Origin of the sequence: Streptomyces sp. NPDC048664, assembly GCF_040650555.1 — a bacterium.
Taxonomy (GTDB): domain Bacteria; phylum Actinomycetota; class Actinomycetes; order Streptomycetales; family Streptomycetaceae; genus Streptomyces.
On record NZ_JBEZHK010000018.1, the window covers coordinates 102090 to 114215 of the forward strand.

At 62.8% G+C, this 12126-nt stretch carries 11 protein-coding genes; 8 read left to right on the forward strand and 3 right to left on the reverse strand.

Annotated elements, in window-relative coordinates; translation table 11 throughout:
* The first annotated feature begins 67 nt into the window (after positions 1-67).
* The 6 genes from AB0C59_RS20630 (at position 68) to AB0C59_RS20655 (ending at position 6549) form a co-directional block, all read left to right on the forward strand.
* A complete protein-coding gene (locus tag AB0C59_RS20630) occupies positions 68-367 on the forward strand; it encodes a lactococcin 972 family bacteriocin (RefSeq protein ID WP_363006627.1) in 300 nt (99 codons plus the stop codon).
* A gap of 101 nt (positions 368-468) precedes the next feature.
* Complete coding sequence (locus tag AB0C59_RS20635) at positions 469-2517, forward strand: hypothetical protein (RefSeq protein ID WP_363006539.1); 2049 nt, start codon at positions 469-471, stop codon at positions 2515-2517.
* A 16-nt stretch (positions 2518-2533) separates the two neighbouring features.
* Entirely contained in the window at positions 2534-3232 is a 699-nt protein-coding gene (locus AB0C59_RS20640; RefSeq protein ID WP_363006541.1) for an ATP-binding cassette domain-containing protein, read from the forward strand.
* Between the two features lie 279 nt (positions 3233-3511).
* Positions 3512-4141, forward strand: coding sequence for a hypothetical protein (locus AB0C59_RS20645; protein WP_363006543.1), 630 nt, complete (start codon positions 3512-3514; stop codon positions 4139-4141).
* A gap of 308 nt (positions 4142-4449) precedes the next feature.
* Entirely contained in the window at positions 4450-4824 is a 375-nt protein-coding gene (locus AB0C59_RS20650; RefSeq protein ID WP_363006545.1) for a hypothetical protein, read from the forward strand.
* Between the two features lie 348 nt (positions 4825-5172).
* Positions 5173-6549, forward strand: a complete 1377-nt coding sequence (locus AB0C59_RS20655; protein WP_363006547.1) for an IS1380 family transposase — start codon at positions 5173-5175, stop codon at positions 6547-6549.
* A gap of 161 nt (positions 6550-6710) precedes the next feature.
* Here AB0C59_RS20655 and AB0C59_RS20660 read toward each other — a convergent pair whose 3' ends face one another.
* Positions 6711-7034: a GIY-YIG nuclease family protein gene (locus tag AB0C59_RS20660; protein ID WP_363006549.1), complete on the reverse strand. Its 324-nt coding sequence runs from the start codon at positions 7032-7034 to the stop codon at positions 6711-6713.
* 243 nt (positions 7035-7277) lie between these two features.
* Here AB0C59_RS20660 and AB0C59_RS20665 point away from each other — a divergent pair, with 243 nt between their 5' ends.
* Positions 7278-7484: a hypothetical protein gene (locus AB0C59_RS20665; protein WP_363006551.1), complete on the forward strand. Its 207-nt coding sequence runs from the start codon at positions 7278-7280 to the stop codon at positions 7482-7484.
* Between the two features lie 924 nt (positions 7485-8408).
* On the opposite strand, the gene AB0C59_RS20670 is transcribed toward AB0C59_RS20665, so the two are convergent.
* Positions 8409-8852: a helix-turn-helix domain-containing protein gene (locus tag AB0C59_RS20670; RefSeq protein ID WP_363006553.1), complete on the reverse strand. Its 444-nt coding sequence runs from the start codon at positions 8850-8852 to the stop codon at positions 8409-8411.
* A 207-nt stretch (positions 8853-9059) separates the two neighbouring features.
* Here AB0C59_RS20670 and AB0C59_RS20675 point away from each other — a divergent pair, with 207 nt between their 5' ends.
* Positions 9060-10334 carry a tyrosine-type recombinase/integrase gene (locus tag AB0C59_RS20675; protein WP_363006555.1) on the forward strand — a complete coding sequence of 425 codons (1275 nt, stop codon included), beginning with the start codon at positions 9060-9062 and terminating at the stop codon, positions 10332-10334.
* A gap of 198 nt (positions 10335-10532) precedes the next feature.
* Here AB0C59_RS20675 and AB0C59_RS20680 read toward each other — a convergent pair whose 3' ends face one another.
* Positions 10533-12113: a glycoside hydrolase family 71 protein gene (locus AB0C59_RS20680; protein ID WP_363006557.1), complete on the reverse strand. Its 1581-nt coding sequence runs from the start codon at positions 12111-12113 to the stop codon at positions 10533-10535.
* Positions 12114-12126 lie beyond the last annotated feature (13 nt).

Genomic DNA, 12126 nt, shown 5'->3' on the forward strand with positions numbered 1-12126 from the left:
TGTGATCGACATGTCTAACTGAAAGAGGGGGAAAGTGCGACTGCGTAATGCAGTGATCTCTGCTGCGATGGGTGTCGTCGCTACGGCCGCTGTGGCGATTCCGGCGTATGCCACCACCCACCAGATATGCACGACGGATGGGGCCCGGGTCTGCGGAACATGGGAATTCGGTGCCGACTGGAATAACTCCGTCAACTATTCGTACTTCTTTCACCCCAAGATCCAACACGGTTCCTCCGTAAGCAACAACAAGTACGGGGTGGTACGCAGCTTTTGCGTGAAGGAGAACCATCTGTCCGAGGCGTCCGAGCAGCTGGACACCAACGGCGGTAACAAGGCGTTCTACCGCGCTTGCACGGTCAACTAAATAGAGAAGACAGGTATGGGGGACAGCTTTTCTGCTGTCCCCCATACCTGTCAGGTGCATGCCAGTAGCGCAGTCCCGGCGGAGGGGACAGAATAGAACGCATGTTGCATAAGGGAATCAAGTTCGCGTACGCGGTCGTGATGATTGCGTCGGCCGCAATGGCCTTCATTGTCTTGAGAAACTTGGATGAGGCAACGGTACCGGGTGCTTCTTACTCGGTGTCTTTGAGTAAAGCCGACAATGCGGCAGGAGCCCCGCGCGTCGCCGAAATGGTAAAGGAATTCTCGCGAAAGAATCATGTTAACATCGGGCGCCTCTATTACGATCCGCTCGACGATACCATCCGTAGGGTCTATCTCGCCGTCGGGGATCCGAGCGCAGAGTCGACACAGTGGCTGACACGTAGGTATCCGTATTTCAGCCGTGATGCGAAGCTGGAGCTTCGTCCCTATCAGGAGATCTCCGGCATTGAACCCGAGGGCCTGTACCTGGTCTACGGATCGGAGAAGACTGCCGACGAACTGCGCGATAAGTTCGGGACGCTTGGCTACCGAGGGGAAATTGAACCCGCCCTCTCTATGAAAAAGGCTGTGCAATACCTCGGCGGAAGCTCCACGTTGCAGTGCCTGCTGATTTTGGGCCTAATGGCGATCGTTGCAGTGACGTCCGCAGTCGCCCTCAACGCCAAATCTTACGCCATTCAGCGTCTTCAAGGTCGAGCGTTCCTTCGGATCATCCAGCAAGACCTCACTCAGATATTCGCATTCTTGACACCCGCCAGCATTGTAGTCGGCGCAGCAGCCGCAGCAGCGTTGTATTGGTACAACGGACTTCATCAATTTGGCCTGTATGTGCGGGTGTCAGTCGTGTTCTTGAGCTTCTATGTGCTCGCACTTCTGGTAGCCCATGTTGCCGCCTTGCTGGTCCTGTACCGCAGCCCGCTTCTTGCAGCGATCAAGGGAGAAATCAACGCCACCTGGGCAGTTGTCGGGAGTTACATACTGAGGTGCTGGGGTCTTCTATTGCTTCTCTCTATCTGTACGTCGGCGATCGCCAGCGGACTGACCATGAAAGAACAGCACGACAAGTATCTCGCTTGGACCAACCTAGGTAACGCCTATTATCTGCGACTCAGCGACACGATTGAAGGCCAAAAGGAAGGCCAGCGGGCAGAAGAGCGAATCGCTAGATGGATTCGATCTGCTGACGCCCGCGACGAAGTCTCCCTTTCCTTTCCGGAAGACCTCCCAGGCGTAATAGACAGGACACTTCTCGTCAATAACCGGTACCTGGCAAAGACAAAGGTCTACAGCGCCCACGACTCCGTTGTGCAACCTCAGGAAATTGATGCAGTACAGGTACTGATTCCGCAACGACACTCGGGCGAGTCCACGAGAATCAGGGCGTCGGTGACGGATTGGGTACGGGCTTCAATTCGCGATGCCTCTGGCGGGAAAATGCCAGACATTCATATTCAATATACCAGAAACAATCAGTCTCTGGCCTATTATGGGCATTCGGCGAGTGGCGAAGATTTGACGCTTGAGGATCCGGTCGTAATCGTCACCCCCGCCAAGACGCGGATAGTTTCCGACGATAATTATGTAACCATCGCAAGCCAGGGCGGAATTCTCGTCGAAGACCCGGTTCGCGCCATGAGCGGCCTGCGGCAGGCCGGCGCCGCCGACTACGTGCTCGGCCTGAGCCCATTCGCCCAGGATGCCGCTATCCAGTATCGTGATGCGCAACGCGAGTTCGCCGTCCAGATGCTCAGTCTACTGGCGGGGATCCTGGTACTCCTGATCACTGCTTTGGGAGTATCCATAGTCTATTGCCGACGCAATCTCCAGGCGCTTTTCGCCAAATACATTTCCGGATGGAGGTTCGCGCTAACCCATTGGAAAATCCTTGCGACTGAGTCGGTGCTGGGTACGGCCCTGGTGCTTTGGACGTGGAACGCCGCAGCGACCGCAGACGACAGACACAAGCTGCCGGGAGCGCCGCCACCGCCGGCTGGTGAACTACTCGTCAATTACTGGGGGCCGTTCATGGCGATCGGCATCGCACTGGCAAGCCTGGCGCTTGTCGTGCTCACGCTCAGGAAGACGAACCTCAAGTTCATCAAGGCACACTCGGCGAGTATTTCCTGAGTACAGGAAGGTGAAAATGATTCGCGTCAAAAACGTCACGAAGTCTTTCGGTCAACGCACTCTATGGGAAAACGCATCCTTCACTGTGCAGAAGGGTGAGATGCTTGCGCTCACCGGGCCAAGCGGCTGCGGAAAGTCCACGCTTCTCAATTGCCTAGGACTCCTGGAAGAGGTCGACCACGGTGAGATTTTCATTGATGGCAAGGATGTTACCAAGTCTCGGGCGGGAGCGCGTCGCCGCTTTCGGCGAGACAAGGTGGGGTATCTCTTCCAGAACTATGCCCTCATAGAGAATGCAAATATGTACCATAACCTGGCCGTCGCGGTAGGGGGGCGACCCGGGCGATTTCTCAAACGCGATATTTTTGAGGCTGCGCTCCACGACGTGGGGCTTGGTGGGCGCGGCAATGAGATGGTGTTCCAGCTGAGCGGCGGCGAACAGCAACGTCTCGCGTTGGCTCGACTCCTTGTCAAGGAGCCTGCTGTCGTCTTGGCAGACGAGCCGACGGGGGCCTTGGACGAGGAAAACTCGGCAATGGTGATCGCTCACCTGCGTAAAATGGCCGAAGCGGGATGTGCCGTCATCATCGCTACGCACAGCAAACTCGTTGAGAAAGGCTGCGACTCCACGCTCTCGCTCGGCAAGGATGTTATTGGCGGAGACAATCTTGTAATGTCTCTTGGTCCGGATTCTGTCAGTTCGCTTAGTTGTTGAGAGCTTCCTTACGTTGGCTGCGATGAGTCGGAGGCAGTACTCCTATTACCGGTCTCGGCGCGGTGACCTTCCGCACGGACACCCCGAGAGTTCGGCCCTCTCCTTGCAACGGCAGCGCTCACCAGCCCACAACGCAACGCGAGCTCACGGAGCCACATCTGTCTTCACATGCCTGTCCGCAGCCACAAGCCGTGCGGCTTGTTCGAGGAGAGAGAGCCACAGGCCGGCCAAGGAGCTGAAGAGCTTCAGGTGACACGAACAGAAGCACGAGACACTAGGATGATTGAAATAAAAAAACGATGGACGCGGTGGCTAGCGGTCACCCTGTTTGCCGGCGTGGCGTTGGGCGCCATAGCCGCCTTCACCGACAACGTGCCGCTCCTGCTTGGCGAGATAGGCAAAGCGCGGGCAGACCGAAGCGTCTGGTCGCAGATGGCAGAGTTTGTCAGTCTGCTCACGGATGCCGGGTGGGCCTGGGCTGCGACGGCAGTCGGCGTGGGCTGGATGGTGAGTGCAGGCATCCGCCCGAGGACTGGCCTGCTCGTGGGGGCACTGGCCGGATTTGTCGCACTCACTGCTGCCACAATTGTCTTCTACGGCATAAATCTGCTGGTTGGAGGAGACTTCTACTGGGTCCAGGTGTTGTTCTGGTGGGCGCGTAGCCTGCTGTTGGGGCTGCCGCTGGGCGCGATGGGCGCGGTCATTCGACGCCCGCCGGCAGGAATTCTTGCGGCTCTCGTCGTTCCTGTAGGTGCGGTTCTCAACATCATCGTGCTGCCACCGCCACCGGACAGCCGCGTGGCCTCAACGGTCGTGCTGACCGTATGCGGCGGCGCAGCAGCAGCCACCCTTCTGATCTTGGTGCGTGCCGTACAGGCACGCCGTCTCCAAGGCACTTCGACGGGGTAGCAAATAGGCTGCGGTCGCTCAGCTTGTGCCGTGAATGATCACTTATTTCTGCGCCCGGCCCCGCGGACGGTGGCGAAGATACGCTGGTACCACAGTGGCAGCCAAGCGTCATCGGTCCAACTTGACCCCGGCGGTGGTCCGGACGCGTCGGTAGGACCTCGGTGAGATCACAGGATTTGTCTATGCTGATGCGCAGATTGATCGTATGTTCTCTATCGTGGACAGATCACGAGCTACCGTACGGGGGGCGCCGTGCAGGTAGAGGTCAGTACCGACACAGGGGACAGTGGAACCGAAGTGAGGCCACCATGGGGAACCAGGATTCCGGCGTACTGCGCGCTGCTCTCCATCCCTCTACCTTCAAAGAGATAAAGAGGGCCACTGGTCTCGGTGATGAAGCTCTGGACGAACTTCTTTCAGAGCATGAACGCATGGGGAATGTGAGCTGGGTCGGATCCAGGAATGGCGAGGCTCTTTGGCGGACGACGCCCTGCATGCGTGAGAAGATCGCCCCGATGCCCTACATGCGTGAGAAGAGCGCCACGCAGAGCACGTACACCTCGTACTCGTGGGTCACGCCGCTTCTACTGACACTCTTCCTCTCGGTTCTACTGGTGATCATCCTCCCCGGCCTCATTTGGGGCCACCTCATCGCCTTCGTGGTCACGCTCTGGAGAGGGTGAAGCAGCACTGATAGCTCATATGCCCCGTCACGCGCTGCACGACATCGATCCGCAATCGGTGAGCGCATGGGACATCATCGAACCCGATGCCCTCACCCTGGCAGAAACGCTCCAGCTCCTATAGATGTCGTGCCCTGCTGCGTGTATGGGTACGGTCATGGTCGTGTCCGGCGCGCGTCGGGTTGGTCACCCGTAGGACGGGCGCCGGTTGATCGCGCGCGACTAGCCTCGCGCTTTCACGAGGTGGGCTGTCCAGGTTTTGATCAGAAACACGGAAAGTGCCCTTGACCTGCAACGATAGGACTTGCTGAGGGTCCTGTTGACTGCAAGGAAAAGAGCACTTTCCAGGTGAGAGAGCCTATCTCGTCGTACCCGCGTGTCCGTGTCCGGGGAGACGGTCGGCGGGTGGTTTCGCAGGCCGGTGCGGTCCTGCTCGTCGAAACAGTTCGCAAGACCGGCCTTGGCCAGGCCATATCCGAAGCTCTGGCTCCGTGGCGAAAGCTGCGGGCCGTCCACGATCCTGGGAAGGTCCTTCTGGACCTTGCTCTGGCGGTCGCGCTGGGCGGGGACTGCCTCGCGGACGTCGCGATACTGCGCTGTGAGCCGGCCGTCTTCGGCCCGGTCGCCTCCGACCCGACCGTCTCCCGTCTGATCGACACCCTCGCTGCCTCCGGCGAGAAGGCCCTGCAGGCCATCCGGTACGCACGAGCCGAAGTCCGCAGCCGGGTCTGGTCGCTGGCGGGCAAGAACGCCCCGGACACCGACGGGCAGGTCACGGTCGACCTCGACGGCGTCCTCGTGATCGCACACTCCGACAAGCAGGACGCGGCCCCGACCTGGAAGAGGACCTACGGCCATCACCCCCTGACGGCTTTCGTCGACCACGGTCCTGGCGGAACCGGAGAGCCCGTCGCCGCCCTCCTCCGACCGGGCAACGCGGGCTCGAACACAGCCGCCGACCACATCACCACCGCCCAACTGGCCCTGGCTCAACTGCCGAAGAAGTACCGGCGAGGACGGCGGACGCTGATCCGCACGGACTCTGCCGGCGGCACCCACGACTTCGTGTCCTGGCTCGCGAAGCGAGGCCGCTGGCTGACCTACTCGGTCGGTATGGTGATCACCGAGGCGATCCACCAGCATGTGCTGAAGATCCCGGGCCTGGCCTGGACACCAGCCGTCGAGGCCAACGGCCAGGTCCGCGACGGAGCCTGGGTTGCCGAGCTGACGGGCAAGCTGCTGGAGGGCTGGCCCAGCGGCATGCGGCTGATCGTCCGAAAGGAACGACCCCATCCCGGCGCCCAGTTGAGGATCACGGACGCGGACGGCATGCGGATCACATGCTTCGCCACCAATACCAGCGGCCGGCCGATCGCCGAGCTGGAGCTCCGTCACAGGCTGCGGGCCAGGGCGGAGGACCGGATCCGCGCCGCCCGGTCCACCGGCCTGCGCAACCTGCCCCTGCACCACACCGCGCAGAACAAGGTTTGGCTGGAGATCATGCAGATCGCACTCGACCTGCTGGCCTGGATGCCCATGCTCGCCCTGACCGGCCAAGCCCGGCTCTGGGAACCCCGCCGGCTGCGGTTCCGCCTGTTCTCCGCGGCCGCCCAGCTCGTCACCACCGGCCGGCGCAGGATCCTCCGCCTCACCCAACACTGGCCTTGGGCAGGTGAGATCACAGGCGCCCTCGAGCGGCTTGCCCTCCTGCCCAGCCCGGGCTGACCAGCAGACTTCCCGTCCCGATGACAGCACCACCCGACCCCGGGCAGTGGAACCCGGCGCCCACCTGACGCGACAGTCGGGTCACCGGCCTGCTCACCACCCGCCCCGGAAAGCGGAAAAGCCCGCCAACTCCGTCGACGGACCCTCACGCAAGATCGAGGTTAGTAGGTGGCATCGTACTGCTGGAGGAAGGTCTGCGCCGCCTTGTTGATGGCCTTCACTGGATCTGCGGTGCGCTGGAAGTTGAACCACTCCCCTGCGATCCGCAGCCGGGTGAACTTCTCGTGGAGGTGGCTCTCCAATGGAAATCCGCCCGGCGACTGCCAGCGCAGCACTATAGGAGACGCTGACCCGATCTGGAGCTGCTTCAGGCGCTTCTGGATGTTCGCGGCTACACCGATTTTTATGGACTTCGGGTCGGATTCGGTGGACACGGCATAGACCCACCGGGAGTCCATCTCGTTGGTGTTCTCCGCCTCGGGCACACGTGACGCCCGGACCTCTGAGCAGGCCTGACAAACCCCTCTCAGGCCACCGCACGAGCACTGGCCGCAGTCGTCGCAAGGCACGCACGGTTGCTGGTTGGCTGGAGGTATCGCCTCGAGGTTCACGGAGAGGAGGAGACCCAGGCCGTGGTGCTCACGCTTGTCGATTGCACCGACCGCGGTGAGTTCAGCAAGGACTGGTAGCAAAGCGTCCGAGTCGGTCAGGCCCACAACATGTGCAACGTGGTCCAGGTCGAAGGTGTCGCTGCCCTCGTCGACCTGTTGGACTGCGGCGAGGACGGCGTATGTAAGGCGGGCGGTGGGGCTGAGCTCCTTGTTGAGAAGGGTGACGGCGTCGACCAGGACGGCGTAGGGGTGGCGGCGGTAGACGCGGATGAGGAGCCTCCTTCGGCGGAGGCGGCCCGCAGTGTTCAGGCCGCCATGTGGTGAAAGCGCCGGGCGCGCGGATCTGTTCCAGACCTGTAGAGTTCAGCGGCCCCGGCCGACCGCCTATGGAGAGCCGTCGAAGTGCAGCCGCCTTGCGGCAGCCGCACGGTGCCCAGTCGGTGCCGACCGAGGGTGGACCTTCACCCGCGAGTGGGCGAGCACTACGCGCCCGCGCCCTCACTCTTCGTACGAGGCCTCCCAGAAAGAGTCCTCCGAGTCGGCGGCCTCTGCCTCAGCTTTCTGTTCGGCGATCTCCCTGCGGATGGCCACCATGTCCGCAGGCGACCACCCCGAGCCGCTCCCGAAAGGCAGTACACGGTCGTGGGGCTGGTATAGCTCCTCGCTTTCCAGACTGCGGCGATAGGCGCGGCACTTCCACGGCCGGCGCAGGGTGATCCACTGCCTGAGCCCGCACCAGGGGCACAACGCGAAGTACGCGCTGGGCCCGTGAGCGGCGGCCCAACTGGCGTAGCCTGACCGGCTGCGAGCCACCGTGATGCCGCCGTGGGTGCGTTCCGCGACCCAGCCAAGGAGGACCATCTCGCCACCGGGCCACGCGCAGGCGCAGGGGCCGTCGCAGCGGCAGGCGCGCGCCCTGCCCAGCTCGACGGCCTTCTCCTTTCGGGGGGGGTGGCTGGTCCCTTGACCTCAAGCCATGTCCCGATCTCGGGCAGCCAGAAGTCCGGCAGGTAATGCGCCCCTGACGGCAGGGTTATTCGCTCGGGCTCGTACTGCCAGAGGATGCTTTGGGTGTCGAGGGTGCGGGCTCAGTCGGCTTCGAGCCGAGAACGGAAGGTGGTGCCGCTGTACACCGTCGATACGGCCTCGATGGGCTGGCCCTCTTCGGGGAGGTCCGTCACGGCGTCTCCGTTCTGGGTCAGTTCTGCGCCGCCCCGCAGTTTGACTGCTAGCCTCGATCTTGGCCGATCAGGTCGCGCGATTCACCGCTTGAGCTTCCAGCCATGCCTCTACCTCCGACCAGCGGTAGCGCAAATAGCGGCCGACCTTGTGGGCTCGCGGACCCTGGTGTCGGTGATTCCATATGTAGACCGTATTCAGAGGTACGCCCAGGAAATCGGCCAGCTCCTCCGCGCTCGCCAAGGGGCAACGGTCCCCCGCGCCACTGGCGGCTTCTTCCGCATGGGCATTGGTTCGACGCATGGGCACTCCAGTACGGTTCGAAGCGGGCAGGAAAGAACCACGTGAGCGATATTCCGCCGTGGTGGCACGTGGAACGTTTGCACTAAATTCCGGCCGGACCAAACAGAGGGCCTCTCGACGAAACGCCTGCGACTCTTGCGAACTATCGAAGGACACTGGTGAATGCTCGCTGAGGGTTCGACGAGGGCTCGTCGAACCCTCAGCGAGCATTCACCTAGGTGAAATCTTCTCCACCATTCTGCACCCTTTGTCGCGAAGACCCCAAGAATGCATTTGACATCTTCGGCTCGCCTGGATCAACATCCAATTCACTTAGGGCGCGATGAACGGGCACACGATCTCGCCGTCGACGATGACCCTGATTCAAGAGAGTCCACAAATAGACTCAAAGGCCCATTGAAAACTAGGAGTTAGTTGATGCCGTACGACCGCTGGCACAAGTCGCGCCCGAAAGACGGGGAGTCGACCTGCAAGGAACACGGCAAAGTCCCGACCAGGGATCACGGGACGGGGAAGCGGTGGCAGGCCCGATGGCGTAACCGGGAAGATGTCCAGCAGACCGAGCTCTTCCGCACCGAGGTCGAAGCCCGCAGGCATGAGACCAAGATGCGGTCCGGAGTGGACGACGGTTCATATATCAACCCTCGCGCCGGAGAGGTCAGGGTCGGTGAGCTCGCCATTACGTGGCTCAAGGGGCACGAACACAAGAATCCACGAACTTACCGACGCCACAAGGAGCGAATTCTCCTGCACGTCGTCCCTACCGCAGTGGGGAAGATGTGCGTAAAGGACGTGAACGCCTCATCTTTGCTGGACTGGCTGCACGACCGTCGCAGGCTGCTCGAAAGTTCCACACTGCGCCTGGTCTTCGACAACCTTCGGGCCGTCTTTGACCTGGCCGTGGACGACAGCCTTATACACAAAAATCCGTGCCTCGCCAAATCGGTGCAGGACGCCAAGCCGAAGCGAGGAGGTGGCGGTCGGGCAGAGCTGACCCTGACATGGGAGGACACCGAGAAGATCCGTGCCGAACTTCCCGACCGCTACAAAGCGCTCGTCGACTGTGGTCGCGGCCTGGGTCTTCGGCAAGGAGAGATATTCGGCCTGTCACCAGAAGATATCGACTGGGCACATCCGGACGGCGCCATGGTCCACGTGCAACGGCAGGTAGTCCACGACGGCTCGTTCCTCGTATACGCCCTCCCCAAGGGCGGAGACAACGAGGACCCGAAGGACCGGTGGGTTGAGCTGACCGACGACGTAGCCATCCCCCTGCGCGAGCACATGCAGAAGCACCCGCCGGTCGAGGTGACCCGACCGTGGGGCAGCAAAGGCGGCGACCCGGTCACGGTGCGGCTGATCTTTTACACCCGGGAGAAGACCGCCATTCAGTCGAATTGGTTCAACTCCTACCGCTGGAAGCCCGCCCTGGCGTCGGCCGGCCTCATCAAGCCCCTTGAATCCGACGCGAAGGGACGACGTTGGGAGAAGTCCCGCGACGTGATGATGCACGCGCTCCGACACCTGTACGCGTCGATGATGATCAGCGGCGGTGTAGACGTGTACACGCTCGCGGACCGACTCGGACACGCCGATCCCGCGTTCACCCTGCGTAAGTACGTGCACCGGGTCGTGGGAGCCGGTTCCAAGGTCCGCATCGCGGTCCGGAGCGCCTACGCCAGAGCCGCGTGAGTCCTGCTCCGTTCGGCTTGTGCAACAACCGTGCAAGATGATCTTCGAGAGGGGTCATTTGCGCAGGTCAGAAGCTTCGTCTATGAGTTCCGCAACATCTGACCCCACCTCAGGCGCGCGGCGCGCGTGCCGCGCCCTGCCGCCGTACTCCGTCCGGCCCCGGGAGACCGAGGGCGGACGGGGTACGGCGGGGGGCTGTCAACGGCGGCTGGAGACCGCGTAGTACTGCATGTCCTGCACCTTGACGGTGCTCTGCACGGGGTAGACGGTCCTCACGGTGGCGACGGGGTCGCTCCCTCGGCTGACCGTGGCCTCGGTGAGGCCGGTGGCCAGCGGCAGGTCCTCGGCGTGCACGCCGGCGTCGGCGGTGTAGCCGTGGGGCGTGGTCCCCACCGTGGCCGAGACCGAGGCGGGCCCGGTCAGGAAGGTGAGCACCTCCACCTGGTCCCGCGGGGTCGCGGTGCCCGGCCTCGGCAGCATCAACTGGGGCTGCTGTTCGGCGCTGTCGATGTGGGCGAACTGGACGCGGTGGGTGACGTAGGCGGTGTCACGGACGATGTCCGGCCAGCCGCCGGTCTTGAACCGGGTGAGGTAGTACGCGGAGATGTCCAGGTACGCGTAGCCGTTGTGCAGCGACGGGGCGAACTGCGTGCCCTCCGAGTAGTCGTTCCAGGTGGTGAGTTGCACCCAGTCCGCGCCGTCGGAGATGGCGTGGTTCCACGTGGAGCGCAGGGTTTCGGTGTTGCCCGCCTCGTCGTAGACGGACTGGTCGGGCCGCTCGTCCTGCACGGAGACGGCCTGCATCCACTTCTTGCCCTTGGAGTGGGCGAGCGCGATGTCGCCGGTCACGTTGCCCTGCGTGGCGTAGCTCCGATTGCCCCAGGAGGAGAACGCGTAGCTGATCGGGGCGAACCTGTCGGCGTTGGAACGGAAGTTGAGGAAGACCGGGACGAGCGCGGTGTCGATGTCGTGGGTGCGCAGCCGCGCGATGACCTGCGACCACCAGTCGGGGGTCTGGGCCTCGGCCTTGAACGGGGAGACGACGAGGCGCTTGTCGGCCAGCCGGTAGGCGGAGGGGGACGCGGCCAGCTCGGCCAGTTGGTCGGCGAGCGTGTTCGCGTCGGTGTGCAGGGACGTCATGTCCGGCATCAGCACGATGCGGAAGCCCGGGTCGACGGCCTGTGCGGCACGCAGCAGCAGGTCGACCCGCTGGCGGTTGGTACCGGTCAGGGACAGGAGGTCGACGGTGAATCCGTCGATGCCGGCGTCCCGCGCGGTCCTCACCTCCTGTTCCAGATTGGCGAGTTGGTAGTCGCCGGTGGACGGCGTGACGGGCAGGGGCCGGTCGCGCAGCAGTCCGCCGTAGGCCGCGTGCTTGCCGTTCTCGCCCTGCGGGTTGAGGTAGTTGCGGGTGTAGTAGTCGCTCTCGGAGGGCTTGTTGTCGAGAGAGAGCGGATACGGCGTGAAGTAGTGGGCGAAGACCAGGTGCGAGCTGTCGCGCAGCACGTCGGTGCCCGGCAGGTCGAACGGAAGGGCGTCGCTTCCCGTCGCCGTGGTGGAGACCTCGGTGTCGCTCCGACCGTGGGCCTGGCTCCGGCTCTGACTCTGGCTCCGGCTCTGACTCTGGCTCCGGCTCTTGGCAGGGGCGGCGTCGGCCGGTCCGGAGCCGAGGACCGATCCGAGCAGGAGCATGCCGGTCAGGCCGGCGAGCAGGAGGTTCCTCCGTCGGCGCGGCGGCCTGTGGTGCGTGGGTGTGGACTGATCTAGTCGAACGGACATGGGTTCCTCTCCC

Coding starts and splice junctions, on each gene's coding strand:
- AB0C59_RS20630 (WP_363006627.1), top strand. CDS start 68: ATGGGTGTCGTCGCTACGGCCGCTGTGGCGATTCCGGCGTATGCCACC.
- AB0C59_RS20635 (WP_363006539.1), top strand. CDS start 469: ATGTTGCATAAGGGAATCAAGTTCGCGTACGCGGTCGTGATGATTGCG.
- AB0C59_RS20640 (WP_363006541.1), top strand. CDS start 2,534: ATGATTCGCGTCAAAAACGTCACGAAGTCTTTCGGTCAACGCACTCTA.
- AB0C59_RS20645 (WP_363006543.1), top strand. CDS start 3,512: ATGATTGAAATAAAAAAACGATGGACGCGGTGGCTAGCGGTCACCCTG.
- AB0C59_RS20650 (WP_363006545.1), top strand. CDS start 4,450: ATGGGGAACCAGGATTCCGGCGTACTGCGCGCTGCTCTCCATCCCTCT.
- AB0C59_RS20670 (WP_363006553.1), bottom strand. CDS start 8,852: ATGCTCGCTGAGGGTTCGACGAGCCCTCGTCGAACCCTCAGCGAGCAT.
- AB0C59_RS20675 (WP_363006555.1), top strand. CDS start 9,060: ATGCCGTACGACCGCTGGCACAAGTCGCGCCCGAAAGACGGGGAGTCG.
- AB0C59_RS20680 (WP_363006557.1), bottom strand. CDS start 12,113: ATGTCCGTTCGACTAGATCAGTCCACACCCACGCACCACAGGCCGCCG.